Below are 22,307 nucleotides of genomic sequence, written 5' to 3'. Positions count from 1 at the left end.
TGGTACAATAACCCCAGATGTCGGCCGGGCCAGGCCGATCTTGTCAGGCGTCCGATCCATGCCAGGTGATAATAATCATGCCATTCACCCTTACCCCACAAGCCTTCGTCGCGAAATGGCGAAAGGTCACGCTCAAGGAGAGCGCGGCCACGAAGGAGCATTTTCTCGACCTGTGCGGCCTGGTGGGACATCCCACGCCGGCCGCGGCCGATGCTGAGGGCACGCACTTCACCTTCGAGTACGGCGCGGCCAAGTTGGGCGGCGGCCAGGGCTTTGCCGACGTCTTCAAGCGCGGCTTCTTCGGCTGGGAGTACAAAGGCAAGCACGCCAACCTGGACAAGGCCTACCTGCAGTTGCTGCAATACCGCGCCGCGCTGCACAATCCGCCGCTGCTGGTGGTCAGCGACATCGAAACCATCGTCATTCACCCCAACTTCGTCAACCGCGCCAACACGCCCACCACCCTCACCCTGGATGATCTGCTGACGCCGGCCGGCCTGGAGCGGCTGCGCGCCATCTTCTATCACCCCGCCTTTTTCGAGACGGCCGAGACGCCGGAGATGGTCACGCGGCGGGTGGCGGCGGAGTTCGCGCGCCTGGCCGACCTCCTGCGTCAGGACGGCCATGAACCGTTGGCGATTGCCCATTTTCTGATCCGCCTGCTCTTCTGCCTCTTCGCCGAGGATGTGGGGCTGCTGCCGGAGGGACTCTTTGCCCGCCTGGTGATGCGCACACAGTCGCAGCCGGCCGCGTTTGCCGGGCAGTTGAGCCAGCTCTTCGCCGCGATGGCGAGCGGCGGCTGGTTCGGCACAGAGCAAATTCCCCACTTCGACGGCGGTCTCTTCGACAACGCCGCGGTCCTGCCGCTGAGCGCGACCGGGCTGGACGTACTCGCCCGCGTCGTGGGCGCGGACTGGTCGGTCATTGATGCCACCATCTTCGGCACGTTGTTCGAACGCGGGCTGGACCCGGCCAAGCGCAGCCAGTTGGGCGCGCACTACACCAGCCGCGAGGACATCCTGCTGATCGTGGAGCCGGTGCTGATGGCGCCCCTGCGCCGGCGCTGGGCCACGGTGCAGGAACAGGCCCAGGGGCTGGCCGGCCAGCGCGATCAGGCCAAAGGGCCAAAGCGCAGCAGCCTGCACAAGAAGCTGCAAGACCTGCTGGTGGACTTTGCCTCGGAGCTGGCGCGCGTCAGCGTGCTCGACCCTGCGGCCGGCAGCGGCAACTTCCTCTACCTGGCGCTGCTCTCGCTGCTCGACCTGTGGAAAGAGGTCTATGACCGGATGCTGGCGTTGGGGCTGACGGCGGTGTCGCCGCTGGAGGGCATTGCGCCGACGCCGGGGCAGCTCTACGGCATCGAGGTCAATCCGTATGCGCATGAACTGGCGCAGGCCACGATCTGGATCGGCTACATCCAGTGGCTGCGCGCCAACGGCTTCGGCGCGCCGCCCGAACCGATCCTCAAGCCCATCCAAACCGTGCGCCGCATGGACGCCATCCTGGCTTATGATGCGGCCGGCCGGCCCGTGGAGCCGGCGTGGCCGCCGGCCGATGTCATCATCGGCAACCCGCCGTTTTTGGGCGGCAAACGGCTGCGCAGCGAGTTGGGTGACGTCTACGTGAACAAACTATTCGACCTGTATGGCGGTCGAGTTCCGCGTGAAGCCGATTTGGTCTGCTACTGGTTTGAGAAAGCGCGCACACAAATTGAGCAAGGAAAGGCAAAGCGGGCGGGTCTTTTAGCAACCCAGGGTATTCGCGGCGGCGCTAATCGCAAAGTGCTTGAGCGTATCAAAGCTTCGGGCGATATTTTCTGGGCGCAGTCGGATCGTGATTGGATATTGGATGGCGCTACTGTTCACGTTTCGATGGTTGGATTCGATGCTGGCGTCGAGACCTCCCGTATGCTCAATGGGCAAGCCGTGACGGTAATCAACGCCGATCTGACAGCAACATCCGATTTGACCGCTGCCCAGCGACTCCCAGAGAACTTCGGACTTTCGTTCATGGGGGTCACGCCAGCCGGTAGTTTCGATGTGCCAGAGTCCCAGGCACGCGAATGGATTGCCCTGCCATTGAACCCAAACGGTAGGTCAAACAAAGATGTGCTGCGACCTTATTTCAATGGTATTGATCTCACGCGACGACCGCGAAACGTATGGATTATTGACTACGGTCTTGATACACCCATAGCCGAAGCCGCGCTGTATGAGATTCCGTTTGAGTATCTTCGAAAGCATGTGCAACCCGAACGCAGTAAGAATAATCGTCAGGCCTATCGTGAACGATGGTGGTTGCATGCTGAAGCGCGACCGGCCATGCGCGCGGCTTTGCAGCCGCTAAGACGCTATATCGGCACTTCAATGGTGTCCAAGCATTTCTTTGTTTGCCTGGCAGGATCAGATGTGTTTCAGCATAGTTCTCATTGTCGTAGCTCGCGACGATGACTACTTTTTCGGCGTTTTGCATTCTCGTATGCACGAACTGTGGGCGCGTCGCATGGGCACCCAACTGCGTGAGGCCGAAAGCGGTTCCCGCTACACCCCCACTACCTGTTTCGAGACCTTTCCCTTACCGTGGCCGCCGGGGCAGGAGCCGGTGGACGATGGCCGCGTGCAGGCGATTGCGGCGGCGGCGCAGGAGCTGGTGCGCCTGCGCGACGCGTGGCTCAATCCGCCGGGCGCGGGCGAGGCGGAGCTGAAGAAGCGCACGCTGACCAACCTGTACAACGCGCGGCCCACCTGGCTGGACCACGCGCATCGCAAGTTGGACGCGGCCGTGCTGGCAGCGTACGGCTGGCCGACCGGCCTCACAGACGAGGACATCCTGGCGCGGCTGCTGGCGCTCAACCTGGCGCGGGCAGGAGTCGGCCTGCAAGCGTAGATAATTGGCTGCCAGGCGTTTATTGGATCGAACGAGGCAGCCACAGGGTTTGTCGAATTCTCACTCATGAAGTATAAGATGAACTATGGCGCTAAAACCCATTCGGAATGACGAAGACAACCATGCCGCGCTGCAGGAGATCGAGCAGCTTTGGGACGCTGAGCCGGGCACGCCGGAAAGCGATACGCTCGATATTTTGGTAACGCTGGTCGAAGCCTACGAAAGGGATCGTTACGACTTGCCGTCGCCCGATCCTATCGCCGCGCTGGAGTATTTCATGGAGAGCCGCGGCTGGACACGCAAGCAGTTGGAACCGTACCTCGGCAGCCGAGGACGTGTTTCAGAAATTCTGGGCCGCAAACGGCCCCTGACGTTGCCAATGATTCGCCGTCTTGAACAGGTCACGGGAATTCCTGGCTCGGTTCTGATCCGATCTTACCCTACGGAACAAGACAACCTCGAACTACCGGCGCGCAAGACGCCAATAGCGCACTCCACAAGTAAGATGGTTGCAGCAGTGCGCCAGTCGCGCTGAAACAAATGCAGTCGAGGGTCTATCATGATAGAAGAGATCGTTGCCAACGAGGAATACCCAGATCTGGTGTCGGTTCGTTCGGTGTGCGTCCGCGACAGCTCGGTTGTCTATGTCACGTTCAGCGACGGCTCGACCAGGGACATTGATCTGGAGCCGTATCTGCACGGGCCATTGTTCGACCCAATCCGCCTGGACCCTCAGCTTTTTGCGCAGGTGGTCGTTGACCCTGAAACAGAAACGCTGACCTGGCCGAACGGGGCCGATATTGACCCTGACGTGCTGTATTACGATGGCGATCCGCCCTGGAGCCGGGCCGAGGACGCTGAGAACGGCGTGTCATACAGGCTGGCTTCCTCTGCCAACCAGTGACGGAACGTTGGATCCTGAATACTCCAGGCCCCCATCATCTCCGCGACGAAACGTGCCGTTTCCAATGTAGATTGCCAGGTTGCCCCAAGAACGGAGGCTGCTGGTACCCATTACAATTTTGTGCTATACTCGTTACCGCCAACAGAGCAACGGAGTGCTGACTGAAACCCACGCTGGTGCCGACATCGCTGCGCGTCGAGCGCGGCTGTCTGGGTGGTCTCTTGGCGGATTGGAGCACAGGGAGAGGTCTATGCGTTTCTTCAACACGGCCGGGCCGGTCAACTGCGAGGATCATTACTGCCTGCCGCCGCTGGAGCGGTTCGACCTGGCCGACATCCTGAGCTTGATCGAGCAGAAGAAGTACTTCGTGCTCCATGCCCCGCGACAGACCGGCAAGACATCTGCGCTGTTGGCGCTCATGGAACATCTCAACCGCCGCGGCCCCTACCGGGCGTTGTATGCCAACCTGGAAGTAGGGCAGTCGGCGCGTGAGGATATCGCGGCTGCGATGCGCGCCATCGTCAACGAAATCGCCTCTCGCGCGCGCGACTTCCTGGATGAGCCATTTCTTAAGACGATTGCCCAGGAAGTCCTGCAAGAAAGCGGGCCACACAGCGCATTGGGAGAGATCTTGACCCGTTGGGCTGAACGCAGTATGCAGCCCCTGGTGTTGTTGCTGGATGAGGTGGACGCCTTGGTGGGTGACACCTTGATTGCTGTGTTGCGCCAACTGCGCGCCGGCTACGACAAGCGGCCGAGCCACTTCCCCTCGACCGTCGTGCTCTGTGGGGTGCGGGACGTGCGCGACTACCGCATTCACTCCAGCCAGAGTCAGACGATCATCACTGGGGGGAGTGCGTTCAACATCAAGGCGGTGTCATTGCGCCTGGGTGACTTCACGCAACCGGAGGTAGAGCGGCTGCTGTTGCAGCATACGGCCGAGACCGGTCAGGTCTTCGAGGCGGACACCCTGGCGACGGTCTGGGGACTGACGCAGGGACAGCCCTGGCTGGTCAACGCGTTGGCCTACGAGACCACTTTCACGATGCGCGCCGGCCGCGACCGCACCCAGCCCATCACCGCCGAGATGATTCAGGAAGCAAAGGAGAACCTGATCCTGCGCCGCGAAACGCACCTGGATCAACTGACCGACAAGCTGCGAGAGCCGCGGGTACGCCGAGTCATCGAGGCCTTGCTGGTGAGCGGGGAGACGCCGCTCGAGCTACCTGACGATGACCTGCAGTACGTGGCTGACCTTGGCCTGATCCGGCGCACGCCAAACGTGGTGATTGCTAACCCGATCTATCGCGAGATTATTCCCCGCGCCTTGACCAGCGTCACGCAGGATTTTATCGTCCAGGAACTGGCCTGGTACATCCGGTCCGATGGCCAGCTCGACCTGCCGAAGCTGTTGGCTGCCTTTCAGCAGTTCTTCCGCGAGCACTCCGAGAGCTGGGTCGAGCGTTTCGACTACAAGGAGGCAGGGCCGCAACTGCTCCTACAGGCGTTTCTGCAGCGCATCGTCAACGGCGGTGGCCGCGTCGAGCGGGAGTATGGTCTGGGGCGCAAGCGCACCGACCTGTTGGTACTCTGGCCGGTTGCTGAGCCAGGCGTCGAGGGCAAAGAGCACGTCCAGCGCGGCGTCATCGAGTTGAAAGTGCTGCACAAATCGCTGGAGGCAACCCTGGCCGAGGGCGTGGTGCAGACCTGGGAGTACGCCGACCGCTGCGGCGCCGCAGAGGCACACCTGGTCATCTTCGACCGCACGCCGGACAAACCCTGGGAGGAGAAGATCTTCCGGCGAGAGGAAGCCATCCAGGGCCGGCCGATCACCGTGTGGGGCATGTGATGCGTGTCAGGCACAACCATCCACACCCGCGGCGCCATCCCCTTCTTCCTGCGCGGCGTATGGCTGGTCAGTGCATGAGGAGGTTATACCGATGAATTGGATTACACGAGCACGTGTCAAAGTAGACCGCGGGCCTGTCCCTGGTTGATCAAGAAGTTTGTTGACCCGGACGCCACGTTTTTCTTCGTCCCTGCTGACCAGGTGCTGACCGAGGCCGCGCGCCTGGGCGCGATTCCCTTCGACGTCAAGGGCGTCGAGTTAGGCCACCACGGCCAGGCATGTTCGTTCGAGGCGATCCTGCACAGGTACGACCTGACCGGCGACCCGGCCCTGCTGTTGCTGGGTAAGATCGTCAACGGCGCGGATACCGACAATACGCTCTGGAACCAGCCCGAGGGGCCGGGCCTGCAGGCGCTGGCGGAGGGCTTCCGTCACCTGGGCTACGCGGACGATCACGCCATCAACGCCGCGCAGTGGATCGTGTACGACGCGTTGTACGCTTACTGCCAGGAGATGGTGAAGCAAGGCCGGCCCGATGGCGCGTTCAAGGATTGACGTCGGGCTGCTCTTTGCCACGCGCATCACGCGGCTGTTCGCCTATGGCGCGCTGTCGGTCGTCCTGGCGCTCTATCTGGCCGCGATCGGCCTGGACGAGGGACGGATCGGCCTGCTGTTCTCGCTGACGCTGGCGGGCGACGCTGCGGTCACCCTGACCATCACCACCACGGCCGACCGCTTGGGCCGCCGGCGCAGCCTGATGCTGGGCGCCGCGCTGATGGCGCTGGCCGGCGCGGCCTTCCTGCTGACCCGACAGCCCACCCTGCTGCTGCTCGCTGCCATCATCGGGGTCATCAGCCCCAGCGGCAACGAGATCGGCCCCTTTCTGGCGATCGAACAGGCCGGGCTGGCGCAGATTCTGCCGGATGCGCGGCGCACGCAGGTCTTTGCCTGGTACAACCTGGTCGGCTCGCTGGCCACGGCCGCCGGCGCCCTCGCTGGCGGGCTGCTGGTGCAGGCGCTGCAGAGCGACGGCCGCTCCTCCGTAAACGCTTACCAGGCGGTCCTGCTGGGCTATGCCCTGTGCGGCCTGCTGCTGATCGCCTGGTTCTTCTACCTGTCGCCGGCCGTCGAGCCTTCCCCCTCGGCCGGGATTGCATCCGTGCGCCGCCGCTTCGGCCTGCATCGCTCAGGCCCGATCGTCCTGCGACTGAGCGGCCTCTTTGCCCTGGATGCCTTTGCCGGCGGCTTTGTGATTCAGAGCATCGTCGCCTATTGGTTCTACACCCGGTTCGGCTTGAGTCCCGCTGCGCTGGGCGCGATCTTCTTTGCCGCCAATCTCCTCGCCGGCGCTTCCGCGCTGCTGGCCGCGCGGCTGGCGGCCCGCTTCGGACTGATCAACACCATGGTGATGACGCATCTGCCCTCGAATGTGCTGCTCTGCCTGGTGCCGTTGATGCCGACGCTGCCGCTGGCGATCGCGGTGCTGCTGCTGCGCTTCAGCATCTCGCAGATGGACGTGCCGGCGCGCCAAAGCTACACCATGGCCGTCGTCAGCCCCGATGAGCGCGCGGCCGCCTCCGGCGTGACCGCCATCGCCCGCTCCGTGGGTGCATCCATCTCCCCCTGGCTCAGCGGACTGCTACTGGCCCGCGGCTATTTTGCTGCGCCCTTTCTCCTCGCCGGCGGCCTGAAGATCGCCTACGACTTGCTCCTCTATCGCAGCTTCCGCGCCTTCGAACCGCCGGAAGAGGCGGTTTTCGACGTGTAATAACGAATTCAGTCTTTCGAGCCCCGGGAAGCGACCGAAGTCGTCACGACGAAGGGTCTTCCCCACCTTAACCCGGACAAGCCGGAGCCAAACAGGGCGGTCTCTGCCACGAATTACACGAATTTTCACGAATTGACCCCTTTGCCTTCGTGCAATTCGTGAAATTCGTGGCAGGAAAATCCTTGCTTTTTGTGCAAGAAGTCAATTGGTAAGAGACTGAAATGCGCCCGCTGACCCTGGCGAGAGCGCAACACGCTGGGGACAAGAAGAGAATAAGCCAACCTGCCGCTAGTTGGTACATAATGTACCTTGCAAAAACACAACCAGAGAAAGGTTGGCTCAGATGCAAGGTACCACAGGACACGGATATTATCAATTGGGACTGGTCTTGTTGCACGGCTTAGCCGTGGTGAGCCTGATCGGACTGGCGTTGCTGGGGCAAGTACCGGGCGAGGTGGCGGGCTGGCTGGTAAAACCTGCAGTGCCTGCGGGGTTCGGGCGGGAAGGGCTGGCGCCGAGACGGCGACGGGGGTGCTGGTACGAGTCGCTGGTTGCGATGGGGTGCTACCTGGCGCTGGGTGAGCGCCAGGGGCTATGCTCTGCTGCCGGTTGCCGCCCTCTTTGGCGTTGTCAGGTCGAGTGACGTGGTGGGCGTGGACGAGAAGTACGTGTTGGTGCCCAAGAATGACAAGCCAGCGAGCAAGATGCGGCGTTGGATGTATGTCTATCTGGCCGTGGACGTCTGGACCTACGATCTGTTGCATATTACGGCTCGGTTCATAAAAAAAAACAATGTATCGAATAACTGGTTGGTCACCCGGAGTGATTCGCCGTCTTCTACGTTCGCCGGGTCAAGGCTGACCACATCCGCCATAGTACCGACAGTCAAGGTGTCGCTGGTCGGGGTCGCGGCCGCCGGTAGATAGCCAATCGGTCCCGTGAACGCACCTAACGCAAACATTATCAGACACAAAATCCACCGTAAACCGATGAATCGCACGCTGTGAAAAGCCGGTTGACTCAGGTTCATAGTCTTCCTCCATATGCACCTGTTTGCCTTGTCACCCCATGATGCCCATCCCTGCCACATCGAATGAGCCCGTGAAGCCCAATTCGTGTCAACATCGTGCTTCAACTTCGTTGTCGGCCTGTTCCTGCCGACAGTCTCGCAGCCGCCCAGGACAACTCCACTCGTGAGCCTCACATATGGAGTTGTCCTAGGCACACCGGCATGCAAGCGGTACACCGCAGCCAAAACACACCTTTCCCTCTGCCTCAGCGATTCTTCAGCGTAAGCGCCAGGTAGACCCGCCTGGTTTCACCCAACACCGCCCAGCGCGAGAAGTGATTCGGCGTCGCGCTGACCGTGTTGGCCGCGGGATCGACCTGGCTATTGGCTTCGCGCACCCATGCGCCGCCATCCCAATAGTAAAGCGCGAGTGTGTTCTCGATGGCCGCCCCGCGCTCGACATCGGTGTATCGTACGGTGATGTCGTAGGTATGACCAGGAACTAGTTGTGCCGGCTGACCAGCGCTGTCCACGGCTGTAAGGTCAAAGACATGACCGATGCCCGTCAGGTTGCCTCCCGGCGGCATGCCATACGCAGGTTCATGGGTCAACACCACTGTATCGCTCACCGCTCCGGCTGGAATCCCAATTGTGGTATCCCCCGCATACGAGGTCAATGTGCCACCGCTGCCTGGGCTGATCGTGGCACTGACGCGAGTAATCCGCCAGGTGGCAATATCGTGCCAGCCATTGATCGTGTAAGTTCGCTGCAGATAGGGCCTGGTCGCCGCCAGGGATGCGTAGTGGACCAGCGGCATCACGACCGCATCGGTCTCGACAAGGATTCGCTCTGCCTGCTTGTAGAGCAATCGGCGAGCAGCAGCGGCATTGGTAAGCAGCGCCTGGTCCAGGAGGCTCGCGTAGTTCGGGTTGTTCCATCCGCCAAGCGAATCCCGCTGCTCGCCGATGCCCCCTCCCAGAAAGTTGTAGGCATCTGCGTAGTCTGCGCCCCAACCCATTCGCCACACCTGGAATCGTCCTTCATGAACACGCTGCAGATACTCTGACCAGGGCAGGCTCTGCAGGCTCACGTCGACGCCCAAGGCATCATGCCAACTCTGACGGACCGCTTCGGCGATGGCTTGCTGTCCACTGCTGGTATTGAACCAGAGGGTAATGGGCGGCAACCCCTGGCCATTCGGATACCCGGCCTGGGCCAGCAACTGCCGTGCGCGGACCGGGTTGTATTGGATACCCACACCCTCGGCATATCCGTCCACATAGCCGAAGACCCCGGGCGGTGTAAAAGTTAGCGCCGGACGGTGAACGCCGCCCAGGACAGCGTCAATGAGTCCTGGCGATCCGTGGCGGCAATGAACGCCTTACGCACAAGGGGGTTGTTGAACGGAGGTTGCGAGGTGCTGAAGCCGTAGTAATAGTTGTATGGCATAGGCACGCGATGCAGTTCTTGACGAAGTATGGGGTCCAGCGTAATACCGGCTGGCGGGGAGGCCGAGTCAAGCTGCCGGTTCAGGTACATGGCCCATTCGGTGGCGCCATCCACCATCCACCATTTGACTTGCTCGATCTGCACATGCACAGCGTCGTAATAGGTTGGATTTTTGTTCAACCGAATATGGTCGTTATGCACCCATTGGCTGAGACGATAGGCCCCATTGGTGACGATATGCCCCGGCTCGGTCCAGGCGGTACCCCACTGTGCGATCGCCCACTGCGCTGTCGGGCGGGCAACGGGCATTGCCAGAATAGAGAGCACATAACTGGCGGGGTAGTCGAGGGTGACCTGCAGGTGCGTGTCGTCCAGGGCCGTGACACCCACCTGGTTCGGGTCGGTGATGGCGCCATTGTGATATTCCTCGGCGTTCTGGATGAGGAACAGGACATACGCATAATCGGCGGCGGTTGCTGGGTCAAGGGAACGCAGAATGCCGTAACGGACGTCCTGCGCCGTGACCGGATGGCCGTCCGTCCACACGATGTCAGAGCGGAGGGCAAATGTATAGACTGTGCCGCCTGCAGAGATTTGCCAGCTCGTGGCCAACTCTGGTCTGATTTCGGCTGTCTCATCGTCCATGTCCACCAGGCCCACAAAGAGCTGCTCGATCACGCTGTTTGACGCGGAATCGGCGGCCAGGGCGGGGTCCAGCGTGGTTGGCTCAGCGCCGAGATTGAGGTTAAGCGTGAGGGGGGTATCAGTCGGTGCAGCCACGATGGAGGTTAACGGAAAAGTCAGCATGACAGTGACGGTCAGAACAACCGCTGCCAGCACGATCGGTTTCTCTTTCACGGAAAATGCTCCTTTCGCTCGGGAGCACAGGCTCGCTGCGCTTCCATCAGAATTCGATTTGATCACCATTGGCGGCTGAAAACCACCGCTCACGTATCGAACTGGCCATCTGACTCATGTCTAATTCTCACTGGAAGAGGCCACCATGAAGTGCTGCATCACGCATCCCACGCACCCGCTACTCGCATGATATCAACCATCGTCACGATGCCGTCTTGGTCCAGGTCGGCCCACAGGTCATAATTCGGGTCGCCCACACGGTTATTCCAGGCCGTCGCTGCGCGCTGCAGGTCCAACACGTCCACGCGCCCGTTGCAGTCCAGGTCCTCGGCCCGACAGGTGTGCCCGGTGTAGAGACTGCCACCCACGGCGCTCCCGTTGATGAACTCGGTGACCTCGATTGTGAAACTCGCGGCCTGGCTGGCACTGAGGTCGAGTGTGGCCGCGGCCTGCTCTTCCGCGTACATCGGCAGCCCGCGTACCGTGGCCGAAATCGGGTCGGTCAACGTGATCGCACGCGTGGCCGGGTCGGCTAACCCGCCCAGCACCTCCCCCCCGGTGGCGGCATACCAGCGGTCAAAGAGATCGGCGCTCAAGCGCAGCACCATGCTACCGGCGAGCGGGAACGCGCCGCGCGTCAGGTTGAGATCAACTGGCGCGGATGCGCGTAGATATTGGCCACCTGGAACACCGCCTGGTCAATCGACGACACGCCCTCGCCCTCCGCCGGCCGCGCCAGAATCTCGACGTTGCGCTGCTCGATGTTGTTGTCGCCGGGCACATTACACGGTGAACTGACCGGATCAGCTGCGTTGTATACCACGTCGTGCAGGCAGGTATGCCCCGACCGGGTCGGCACCCAAGGCATGACGACGATGCTGCTGCCGCCGGCCGGCAGCGACGATACCGTCGTCGAGCCGATGGTGTTCCAGTCGCCGCAGATGATGCCCACGGCCGGGCCGTGCCAGTAGGTGTCCACGCTAACGTTGGTCGCCGCGACGTTGCCGCGGTTGCGCACACGCACATAGACGTAGTTGACCACGCCGGCCACGGGGTCCTGGTGCAGCAGCCCGCCATCGTTCTGACGCCGTACCCAGAGGTCGGGGCTCTGCCACCAGTCCGTGGTCGGCACATTGCCGGTGTCGCCGGCGTAGTCCTTCGTCCAGACATCAACCCAGGAAGGGCTGACTTGCACAAGCTGCACTTTCTGGTCGTTGCTCGGGTCTTGGTCGCCGGGAAGCAACGTGGTGAAGGTGAAGCGATATTGTCCCACGGCCGTGAAGGTGAAGCTCGGGAAGGTCACCACCGCATCGCGCAACGATTCGATGACAGGCACGACGACGGTTTGGTCGTAGACCGGGTTGCCTGCCAGTGCGATGACCAGGCGCACCGGCACGTCGGTCTCGGCCAGCGTCCCCTGGTTGCGCACGGTGGCCTGGGGTGCGATCGTACTCCCTTTCGCTGCCTGGCCCTTGGGCTGGTTGATGGCAAACAGAGCCATATCGTGTTGGTCACGCGGCGGTTCATGTACGAGCAAGACCTGGTCGATGCTTTGTTCCGGCAGTGTCTGCACAATCCCACTCTGGCCAGGTGACCTCCACCACGACCGGGCCGGCGACGCTGCCCAGGCCAAAGAGCGCCTCCGGCGCGTCCTGGCTCATGTAGCCAGTGGAGCCGGCGATCTGCCGCGTGAGCATGAGGCCGCCTGCGTACACGCGCACGCGCGCGCCGATGCTGGTGCGGTTGCTGATGACGCCCTGCAAGCGAACTTTCAGCCAGTGTGCGCTGCCAGCACCCGTACCGTTGCGGAAGAGGAAGTTGGGCGTCCCCTGGCCCCAAATGCCGCTGACGACAAAGATGTCAGGATCGCCGTCGTTATCGTAGTCTCCAATCGTGCTGCCGTCGCTGTCCCGGCGATCCGCAACGCCGGCCCCAGGCGCCACATCGGTGAAGGCGCCGTCACCGTTGTTGTGATAGAGCCGGTTCTGGTCATCCCGGTTGACGACAAACAGATCGAGCCGCCCGTCCAGGTCGTAGTCGAGCCAATTGGCGCCGGTTGCATTGCCTTGCCGGTCGTGCAGGCCAGCAGCCGCGCTCATATCCTCGAACGTGCTGTCACCGTTGTTGCGGTACAACGTGCTGAACTGGCCGTTATTGTTAGCTACAAACAGATCGAAGTCGCCGTCGTTGTCGTAATCGCCCCAGGCGGCGCCGTGGCCTGAGCCGCTGTCGGCCACCCCCGCCGCATCGCTGACGTCGGTGAACGTGCCGTCGCCATGGTTGCGATACAACCGGTTCGGGCCGCCGTTGTTGGTCAAGTACAGGTCGGGGTCGCCGTCGTCGTCGTAATCGGCCCAGGCGCTGGCCCATCAGCCAGCCGGCCGTGTTCAAACCGGCGCCGTTGGTGACGTCAACGAATGTGTCGTTGCCGTCGTTGCGATAGAGCCGGCCGCTGGCATACGCATCCAGATCTCCGTCCACGTCGGTGTCCACCCAGGCCACCGTCGTTTGCTGGGCGCCGCCATCCCAAACCTTGCTGAAGGGCAGGGCGCCATCGTTTCGATATGCTTTACGCCAGCTGGACAACAGGTCGAGGTCGCCGTCGTCGTCGTAGTCGCCCCAGGCGACGCCGCCTCGATACCAAACCAAGTCGAGCCCGGCCGACGCGGTCACGTTTGTGAACGCAGCGCCAGCCGCGCTGCTATACAGGCTGCCGTTGCCGATGGCCAGGTCGAGCCAGCCGTCGCCGTTCCAGTCACCCCACGCCGCGCCATGCTCGCCGCTGCTGACGGCGAGCCCCACAGTCGGGGCCACATCGCTGAAGAGTGGCTGCACGATGGTGATGGCGTGACTCAGGACCATGCCCTGTCCGTCGGGGTTCGTAATCCCCACACTGACCGAACCCAGGGGCACGGCGGCGGACACGTGGAGATCGGCCTCCAGATAATTGTCACCGAAGAACTGCACATTGTCGATACTGAGCCCAGGGACTGCGGGCGATAGTGCGACCACCGGTTGGTTCACGAATTGGCTACCATGAATCAGCAGTCGTACGGTCTGGTCGAGGTTGGCGACCCGGTCGGGGAGAATACGCTGAAGGGTCGGGGGTCCAAACGGCGTGACCGCGACGACCTGAAAGATCCCGCTGCCCGTGCCGCTCTGCCCATCTTGGTTGGTGACGGTCACATCACGCGGGCCGAGTGCCGCGCCCGGAGGTACGATCACCGTGGCCTCGACCTGGCCGGGGTGTGAAAAGTGGACGCCAGAAACGGTGATTCCCGGGCCGAAGTTCGCCGTGAGCGGGGCATCGTCGCGGAAATTGGCGCCGAACACCGCAATCACCAAATTTGTGGCGCCGGGCGCGGCACTATCAGGTGCGACCCCCGATACGACCGGCGGTGGGCCGCTGAACTCGCTGCTGTTGCCGGCGGCATCACGCGCGGTGGCCTGCACGTTCGGGCCAGTGAAGGAATGGCCGGCTGCCAGCGACCAGTGACCGGCCCCATCGGCCACCGACGCGCCCTCGAGCCATTGTCCTTCATCGTCTTGGTCCGAGAATATCTCCACCGTACAGCCGGCACAGCTTGTGCCCGCGGCTGTCCCTGCACCTGGGTTAAAAGTCACGACCACCGGCGGCGGGATCGAGGCGTTGCCGCCCTCGTTGAGATCAATACCACGGTTGCCGTTGCCGTAGATGCTGTTACGGCTGATGGTGTTGCGTTGATTGGCCGCGCTCTGCACAAAAATCCCGCTGCCGTTGCCGCCAATCACGTTGCCGGCGCCGGCTGCCGCACCGCCGATCACATTGTCGACCGACGGCGCGTCTCTCTCCACATAGATACGGATGCCGTCGTTGCTGCCCAGCGCCCCCGATCGGGTCGCGTCAAGACCGATCACGTTACCCTCGAGCCGGTTCTGGCTCGAGCCTGAGATATAGACTCCACCTTGCGGATTGCCGGAGATGACGTTGCCCTGGCCTGCAGCAGCGCCCCCAATCTGGTTACCATGGGAGCCCGCGTACAAATGAACACCTTGTAGGTTAGGCAGCGCCGCCAGGCCGGTTGTATCCACGCCAATGAAGTTGCCTATGATCGTGTTAGATCGAGCCGTGGCCACGAACAGGCCTCGATAGTTGTTGCCGCTCATCAGGTTACGGGCGCCGGGGGATGCGCCGCCGATCGTGTTTTGCTCCGCGCCGAAGTCGAAACGGATGCCGTCTTCCCCGTTGGGCCAGGCAGCCAGCCCGGCGGCATCGGTGCCGATGTAGTTGCCGCGTATACGGTTGAATTGCGTCCCGGGAGACCCCAACGTCAAGCCCCATCGCTGATTGCCGCTCAGAACGTTACAGTCGCCACTACATGCCCCGCCGGGTGTCGCGTTGGCGCCGCCGATCGTATTGTACGTGCCGCGCAAGGCGATGCCCGCGTCGGGAAAGCCGGTGATGCGCAGACCCGTGACCACGTTGCGATCGGCGTCAATCTCCAACCCGTTGCCCCAGGCCAGCCCATTGCCGTCCAACGTGACACCCCCACCGTTGAGCGTCAGGTAGCCCTGCCACAGCGACGGGAGTGGATTCCCGGTTACGACGATCGTGGCCGCCTGTGTGTCGTCAACCGGGGGCAGGTTGAAGGTGATGGTGTCGCCGGGCTGGGCATCCTGCAACGCCTGGCGCAATGATCCGGGTCCCTCGTTGGCAGTTGTGACTACTTCCAGCACCTGACCCCCGCGCACGGTAAAACTCCAGGAAACATCGTCGAGCGGCGATCCTTCGCTGATCCCGTTCCGGTTGCCGTCCAGCCCGTGGCCGGTCAGGTCTTCCAACGTGGCATGCACCGTCACTGTGACCTCTTCGCCCGGGCTGAAGCCGATGTCCGGCACAAAGAGCACCTGCGCGGTCGTGGTTACGACCTGGCTGACACCGGTGTGTGCGCCGCTGGTACTGCCGCTCGCCGTGATGATGCCCGGCGTCACCGTAGCCGGGTCGAGCAGTTGACTGAACGTGACCTTGACGATCGCCTGGGGCGCCGTGACGGTGTTGGGCTGTGGCAGCACTCGGTCTGCCTGCGGCGGCGTGTCTGTCAGCACGCCGGCTGCCCAGGCCAATTCATTGGACAGCAACTGAACCGCTCCCGGATCGCCGTGATAATCGGGATCGGCGCCGCTGAAGATCATCCGACCGGCGCCATGGTTGCCGGCCAGGAGAACGGCTTCCCCGGTCTCGGCATCGCTGAGCAGGATTTCCGCAGCTGGCCAGGTCCATGATACGAAGATGTTATGGAACGTCGGCCAGGCATGCAGATTGTCTTGGGTGATGCCCTGCATCAGCAGGTGCGCGGGGTGCGGCAGATCCAGTCTTCTCCCCTCTGATTGCCGGTGGGTCACCGGCACGGGCACCCACGACCAGTCGAGCGGCGTCGCAACAACGCCGTCCTCCGAGTTGACGACAAGCCCGCCGCCGTTCTGCACGAAGGCTGCGATATCGGCCTGGCGGTCGAGCAACGGCTGCAGCAGGTCGGGCGGCTGCGGATCGTTGCCGGTGAAGCCGACAAAGAGCACGTCGTAGTCGGCCAGGGTGACAGTGGCGAACTGGGTCGCATCCACCAGCGTATACGCGATCCCGAGCCGGTCCAGGGCCTGCAGCGTGTTCGGTACGTGCAGGTCGAAAACGAGCAAGTTAAACGGCGGCGAGAAGGCCGAGGTGTTGCCGGCTGCATCGGTGGCCGTCGCCGCAACTTTCGGTCCGATCAATGCGTGACCTGCGTTGAACGCCCACTGCCCGCCGGCAGAGGCGGTGGTGCTTCCCTCGTAGGTGCGGCCCTCCTCGTCGTCGTCGGAAAACACCTCAACCGTGCAGTTGGCGCAGGCGGCGCCGCTGGCCGTACCGGCCGCCAGATTAACCGCCGTGACGCGCGGCGCGGCCAGGCTGCTGTTGCCGCCATCGGTCAGGGCAATGCCGGCGCCATCGTTGTGGAAGATGCTATTGTGCGTGATCCGGTTGCGGACAGCATCGTTCCCTTGCACCTGCACGCCGTGGCCAGCGTTGAAGGCAATGGTGTTGTTGGGGCCCACCGTGTTGTCGCTGGCATCCCACGCGATGTAGATGCCCCCGTCGCCGTTCGACCGCAACTCTTTCTGATCGCTCGGCTGCACCGCCGATTCTTGTTTCTGATCGTTCGCTTCCACCGCCAGCGCCTGGCTGGCGTTCGACGACACCCGGGTGCAGAACGGCGACACGGTGCGGGGCTCGGCTGGCTCCGTACCGGGCGCGACCAGGTTCGGCGGATAGCGCTCGGGCGGCGAGCAGGAAAGACCCCGCGATGCCAGGGTCGCCACGAGGTTCGCGGAGTCGTCCACCTTCTCGGATGATGTGCCGTTGGGCAGCGGCTGTGACCCACTGGCGTCAGTACCAATCAGGTTGCCTTCGACCAGGTTGCGTCTGGCACTGTTCCAGATCGTAACACCATTTTCGCGATTCCCCGCGATCAGGTTCCCTCGTATGAGGTTGTCGCTGGCGCGATTGTACAGGTCAACCCCTTGGCTCGAGTTACCGAGGGCCGCGGTTCCGCTCGCGTCCGTTCCGATGTAGTTGCCCTCAACGGTGTTATGATGAGCATCGTCGCTTAGGAAGATGCCGTCGCACCAGGGACAGTCGATTCCATTGGCGCTGATGACGTTGCGTTCTGCGGGCGTGGGTCCGCCAATGCGGTTGTAGCTGGCTTGGTCACCGATTGTCACGCCCTCCTGCCTGTTGGGCAGGGCTTGCAGGCCGGTCGCATCCACGCCGATGTAGTTGCCGCTAACGGTGTTGCTCATCGTGTCGTTGTTATCAATCGAGACACCGCGCTCGTTGTTCCCGCTGATGAGATTTCGTTCGCCGGCGGTCGTGCCGCCGATTGCATTATGGTGAGCGCCGCCGTGAATATCGATCCCCTACCATTGCCCAGTGCAGCCGTCCCGGTACGATTTGTGCCGATATAGTTGCCGGATACGGTGTTGCTCATCGTCGTCGTATCCCACAGCCCAACGCCGTAACCGTTGCCACTGATGAGATTGCGCTCGTCTGCGGTCATGCCGCCCACCAGGTTCAGAAACGCGCCGCTGTGGATGGACACGCCGGCTCCACGGTTGCCGAGGGCCGCAGCACCGTCGAGCGTGGTTCCGATCGTGTTGCCCGCAACGATGTTGGCTGTGGCCTGATCGCCGGCCAGGCGAATTCCGTCAATCAGGTTTCCGCTCACGAGATTGCCGCCGTTGCTGCCTCCGATCGTGTTGTGGTGACCGGAAATGCTGAGGCCGTCTTGGACGTTGGCCTGCGCCGCCGTGCCGGTCGTATCAGTACCGACCAGGTTGCCGGTGATCACGTTATAGCCGACATTTGACTCGAGAACGACGCCGTTACCGTTGTTTCCGATCACATTGTCCGGACCAATGGTATTTTGCTCTGCCCCATCCCTGATAACGATACCCTGGGTATTGCCCGGGCTGTGCAGACTGCGCATCACTTCCCACGTGGCGCCACGGTTCGTGGATCTTGCCATGCCACTAACACTGACGACCCACAAAGTGCCATCGGAAGCAAACGCCGGCGAAAACACAATCCCGCTGCCCGCGTCGTGCAGCCATCCGGGAAGGCCGGTGCTGGCTTGGGTCCAGGTGGCGCCACTGTCGGTTGACCTGTAGACCGTGTCATTCCAGCCGCCACCGTGATAGACTTCATGATCGTTGCTGTAATCGGGTGAAACCGCCAGGAAGCGCGGATCCCAGCGCAGGGCATCGAAGCCGGTCCAACTGACGCCCCCATTCGTGGATCGGTAGATCCGGCCTGAATTGGCGCTGGCAAAGAAGGTTTGGTCAATGGCATACGCAGGAGAAAACGCCAGGTCGATCAGGCTTGAATCGGGGCTGGGTATTGAACTCCAGGTGACGCCCGCGTCGGTCGTTTTCTCGATTCCGCTGTTGGTAAGGGCCAGGAGCGTGCTCTTGAGCGCTGCGTCAGGCGAGGCGATGACCTTCCAGACGTGCGGATCACTCATTCCTGTGACCTGGCGCGTCCAGGTCACCCCTGCGTCGGTCGATTTGAAGATGCCCGGACCGCCGCCAAGCGTGTCCCAGCTCCAGTTGCGCGCCGCAGCGTACATTGTTTGATCTGCGCTGAACCCGGTCGACAGCACCAGGTTCTGGCGATCGATTTGCTCCAGTACGGTGCTGCTCAGACTCCAGGACGCCCCACTGTTGCTGGTCGAAAAGAGATATCCGTTCTCGGCCAGCACATAGGCGACGGAGGCATTCGTGGCGTCGGGGGGGATCTCGATTTGCAGCAGGCGTGCTTCGCTCAGGCCGGAATTGCGTTCCAACCAGGTCGCGCCGCAATCGGTCGTCTTGTGGACGCCTGTCGTCAGGCTGGCGACGAACATCGTGCAGTCAGTGGTATAGGCCGGAGACACAGCCTGGTCAACCGGGTAAGCCTGCCGCACCGACCCCAGGCCGAAGCCGATCCAATTTCCACTCACCGTGTTGCCAGTCGTTCCATTCCCTGAAATCAACACGCCGCTACCGCCATTGTAGGCGATGACGTTGCGTTCGGCCGCCGTCGTCCCGCCGACGGTGTTGTGATGGGCGCCATCGAAGATGGCAACCCCATCACCGCCGTTCGGCAACGAAGCAAGCCCAGTGGTATCGGTGCCAATGTAGTTTCTCAATACGAGGTTCTGCGTCGTGCCGGCGTCCATGATCTGGACTCCGCTTGTCTGATTGGCGGCAATGATATTGCGTTCGCCGGAGGCAACTCCGCCAATTCGATTGCTGCTTGCTCCTTCACTAAGAAGAATCCCGATGTGATTGCCGCGAGCGATGGTTCCCGCAACATCGGTCCCGATCCGATTACCCGTAATGATGTTTCCTTGGCCGCCGCCGATGTAGATACCTGCGTCGCCGTTGTCCCCAATCGTATTGTCGCGAATCGTGTTATTGTCGGCGCCTGAGTCCAGGTGAATGCCGATGCGCGGAAATCCCCGCACCTGTAAACCACGAATCGTATTGCCAATTGACGAAACGATGAACCCGTCGGCCTCGGGGTCAGCGAGCCCGATGCCGTCCACAATCACGCCCGCTGTGCTGGCATCAATGGTCACATTACCGTCGTCCAGATCGGGCAACGGGCCGCTGGTCAGAGAAATGGTGGCCGGATTCGCTGGTGGGAACACCAGGGGCAAGAAGGTGACCGTATCGCCGGTGTGTACGTCTAGTAACGCCTGACGCAGGGTTCCGGGTCCGCTGTCAGCCGTACTCGTGACAACAAGTGTTGCGCCCGGTTCAGCGTCGGTAATGGAAACTTGCTCAATCGGAGCGCCGAGACTCGACGGGGTATTTACAAGCGCCACCAACGCCGCGATGATGGTCAGACCCACTGTTCGGGAAATGATGCGCTGATTCATTGGTCTGTCCTCCTTTGGACAAAACAGCAGATTATAGGCTGTGGATGCGCAGATGATGCGCAACGTCATGATGAATTGGGCCAGAGCGGTACGAGTGTTTCTTCCCGCCCTCGTGGCCTAACCGTTACTTTGTGCGCATCTATGTGGTATAGATGACGGAGTGATCACAGGCAGGAATCCGTGGTTGGACACTGAGAGTGACGCCAGAAAAAACAACGAGACAATTGTGAAATATGCTACAATTATAATAGCAGCCTGTTTGCCTGTCAAGGGATCGCATGTGGTGGGGTGGGCGTCATTTTTTTACAATTGGGAGGAAGGAGTAAAATAGGGGGAGATCAAGAGAAAGGGGATAGGAAGATGCAGGCTGAGGAGTTGAAGGAGAAGTGGCAAGAAGCGCGTGTAGAAGTGATCATGGGGATGGCGGAGTGGCGGGTGCAACATTCGCGGGCGACGATGCGGGAGATTGAAGGAGCATTGGACGCGCGGCTGGCGCGGCTACGGGGGAGGATGCTGGAGGATACGGCACTGGCGAGCCAGGCCCGGGAGTGGGAGGCGAGTGCGGATGGGCCGCGGTGTGCGGACTGCCATGAGGTGTTGAAGCCGCGAGGCAAGGGGGAGCGGCGGTACGGAGTATGCCCGGTGTGTGGAACCGGGTTTTTCCCCCTGGATAAGGAGTTAGCGTTGGCGCCGGGGCACCTGACGCCTATCCCGACTACCGCAGTTGCAAGCATATGCCGTGCGGTGGCGCAAGCGATCTGTGGTACGGCGCAGGTTTGGAAAAGGAATAGTCAGTGAGCTTTCCGTGCTGGCTCAGAATCTGATTGACCCCAAACGCAATACCAGCGATGCGGCACTGATCGTGGCGCGCGATGCCGTGCTGACCACCCTGACACTGGATGGTTATGTCACTGTCAACGCTGATGCCGCCCTGCGCACGGCGGTGGACAATGCCACCTGGCGCATGACGCTGCCGTCGGCGCAGCAGCGCCATCAAGGTGCGGTCAACAGCGCCCACTTCAGCCCGGATGGCGGTCGCATCGTCTCGGCCAGTGACGATCAGAGCGTGCGCATTTGGGATGGCGAGACGGGTGCGCGGCTGGCTACGCTGGAGGGCCCCACGGCCGGGGTCTGGTCCGCGGCGTACAGCCCGGATGGCAAACGCATCGTCTCGGCCAGTGACGACGGCAGCGTGCGCATTTGGGATGGCGAGACGGGTGCGCTGCTGGCTACGCTGGCGGGCCACACGGCCGGGGTCAGGTCCGCGGCGTACAGCCCGGATGGCAAACGCATCGTCTCGGCCAGTGACGACGGCAGCGTGCGCATTTGGGATGGCGAGACGGGTGCGCTGCTGCGCACGCTGGCGGGCCACACGGGCTGGGTCAGTTCCGCGGCGTACAGCCCGGATGGCGGTCGCATCGTCTCGGCCAGTGACGATCAGAGCGTGCGCATTTGGGATGGCGAGACGGGTGACCTGCTGCGCACGCTGGAGGGCCACACGGCCGGGGTCTTGTCCGCGGCGTACAGCCCGGATGGCAAACGCATCGTCTCGGCCAGTGACGACGGCAGCGTGCGCATTTGGGATGGCGAGACGGGTGACCTGCTGCGCACGCTGGAGGGCCACACGGCCGGGGTCTGGTCCGCGGCGTACAGCCCGGATGGCGGTCGCATCGTCTCGGCCAGTGCCGATCGGAGCGTGCGCATTTGGGATGGCGAGACGGGTGACCTGCTGCGCACTCTTGAGGCCAACTGGGGCCGGGTCAGGTCCGCGGCGTACAGCCCGGATGGCAAACGCATCGTCTCGGCCGGTGACGATCAGAGCGTGCGCATTTGGGATGGTGAGACGGGTGCGCTGCTGGCTACGCTGGCGGGCCACACGTACGTGGTCGGGTCAGCGGCGTACAGCCCGGATGGCAAACGCATCGTCTCGGCCAGTAACGACGGCAGCGTGCGCATTTGGGTTTCGACGATCGAGGAATTGTTAGCGCTGGCCGAGGCGCGTATCCAGCGCCCGGCGCATCTGCTGACGGATGCGGAACGGCGGCAGTTGGGGTTGGAATGAAGTCTAGTTTCTTTGCCTGTGCCTCACCAGGCGCCGGGGGCGGGTTGGCCGCGATACGTCGCCCTGGATGGACATGCGATCACCACT

General features: G+C 62.3%; 12 protein-coding genes and 3 pseudogenes. 8 read left to right on the top strand and 7 right to left on the bottom strand.

Annotated elements, in window-relative coordinates:
- The first annotated feature begins 77 nt into the window (after positions 1–77).
- From IPM84_06610 to IPM84_06580, 7 genes and pseudogenes are all read left to right on the top strand, one after another.
- Positions 78–2,886, top strand: a pseudogene (locus tag IPM84_06610) (class I SAM-dependent DNA methyltransferase).
- Between the two features lie 85 nt (positions 2,887–2,971).
- Positions 2,972–3,328, top strand: a pseudogene (locus IPM84_06605) (transcriptional regulator).
- Between the two features lie 117 nt (positions 3,329–3,445).
- Positions 3,446–3,790 carry a DUF2442 domain-containing protein gene (locus IPM84_06600; GenBank protein MBK9092437.1) on the top strand — a complete coding sequence of 115 codons (345 nt, stop codon included), beginning with the start codon at positions 3,446–3,448 and terminating at the stop codon, positions 3,788–3,790.
- A 250-nt stretch (positions 3,791–4,040) separates the two neighbouring features.
- A complete protein-coding gene (locus IPM84_06595) occupies positions 4,041–5,639 on the top strand; it encodes an AAA-like domain-containing protein (protein MBK9092436.1) in 1,599 nt (532 codons plus the stop codon).
- A 91-nt stretch (positions 5,640–5,730) separates the two neighbouring features.
- Positions 5,731–6,194: pseudogene (locus IPM84_06590) on the top strand (chromate resistance protein).
- Positions 6,175–7,407 (top strand): MFS transporter, encoded by a 1,233-nt coding sequence (locus IPM84_06585; protein MBK9092435.1) that lies wholly within the window; start codon positions 6,175–6,177, stop codon positions 7,405–7,407. The pseudogene IPM84_06590 and the gene IPM84_06585 overlap by 20 nt, the downstream one beginning before the upstream one ends.
- Positions 7,408–7,958: 551 nt before the next feature.
- On the top strand, positions 7,959–8,333 hold the full coding sequence (locus tag IPM84_06580) for a hypothetical protein (GenBank protein MBK9092434.1): 375 nt from the start codon (positions 7,959–7,961) through the stop codon (positions 8,331–8,333).
- A gap of 349 nt (positions 8,334–8,682) precedes the next feature.
- Here IPM84_06580 and IPM84_06575 read toward each other — a convergent pair whose 3' ends face one another.
- From IPM84_06575 to IPM84_06545, 7 genes are all read right to left on the bottom strand, one after another.
- Positions 8,683–9,765 (bottom strand): hypothetical protein, encoded by a 1,083-nt coding sequence (locus IPM84_06575; GenBank protein ID MBK9092433.1) that lies wholly within the window; start codon positions 9,763–9,765, stop codon positions 8,683–8,685.
- Positions 9,726–10,724, bottom strand: coding sequence for a peptide ABC transporter substrate-binding protein (locus tag IPM84_06570; protein MBK9092432.1), 999 nt, complete (start codon positions 10,722–10,724; stop codon positions 9,726–9,728). The genes IPM84_06575 and IPM84_06570 overlap by 40 nt, the downstream gene beginning before the upstream one ends.
- Positions 10,725–10,882: 158 nt before the next feature.
- Positions 10,883–11,332: a hypothetical protein gene (locus IPM84_06565; protein ID MBK9092431.1), complete on the bottom strand. Its 450-nt coding sequence runs from the start codon at positions 11,330–11,332 to the stop codon at positions 10,883–10,885.
- A gap of 29 nt (positions 11,333–11,361) precedes the next feature.
- Positions 11,362–12,261 carry a hypothetical protein gene (locus IPM84_06560; protein MBK9092430.1) on the bottom strand — a complete coding sequence of 300 codons (900 nt, stop codon included), beginning with the start codon at positions 12,259–12,261 and terminating at the stop codon, positions 11,362–11,364.
- A complete protein-coding gene (locus IPM84_06555) occupies positions 12,248–12,961 on the bottom strand; it encodes a CRTAC1 family protein (GenBank protein ID MBK9092429.1) in 714 nt (237 codons plus the stop codon). Before IPM84_06555 ends, IPM84_06560 begins: the two co-directional genes overlap by 14 nt.
- Positions 12,882–17,537, bottom strand: a complete 4,656-nt coding sequence (locus IPM84_06550) for a right-handed parallel beta-helix repeat-containing protein (protein MBK9092428.1) — start codon at positions 17,535–17,537, stop codon at positions 12,882–12,884. The genes IPM84_06555 and IPM84_06550 overlap by 80 nt, the downstream gene beginning before the upstream one ends.
- Complete coding sequence (locus IPM84_06545) at positions 17,534–20,158, bottom strand: right-handed parallel beta-helix repeat-containing protein (protein ID MBK9092427.1); 2,625 nt, start codon at positions 20,156–20,158, stop codon at positions 17,534–17,536. The genes IPM84_06550 and IPM84_06545 overlap by 4 nt, the downstream gene beginning before the upstream one ends.
- Positions 20,159–20,963: 805 nt before the next feature.
- Here IPM84_06545 and IPM84_06540 point away from each other — a divergent pair.
- Positions 20,964–22,220, top strand: coding sequence for a PD40 domain-containing protein (locus tag IPM84_06540; GenBank protein ID MBK9092426.1), 1,257 nt, complete (start codon positions 20,964–20,966; stop codon positions 22,218–22,220).
- The last annotated feature ends 87 nt before the right edge of the window (positions 22,221–22,307 follow it).

This window comes from Candidatus Amarolinea dominans (assembly GCA_016719785.1).
Taxonomy (GTDB): Bacteria; Chloroflexota; Anaerolineae; order SSC4; family Amarolineaceae; genus Amarolinea; species Amarolinea dominans.
This window is presented reverse-complemented; position numbering and strand designations above follow the sequence as displayed.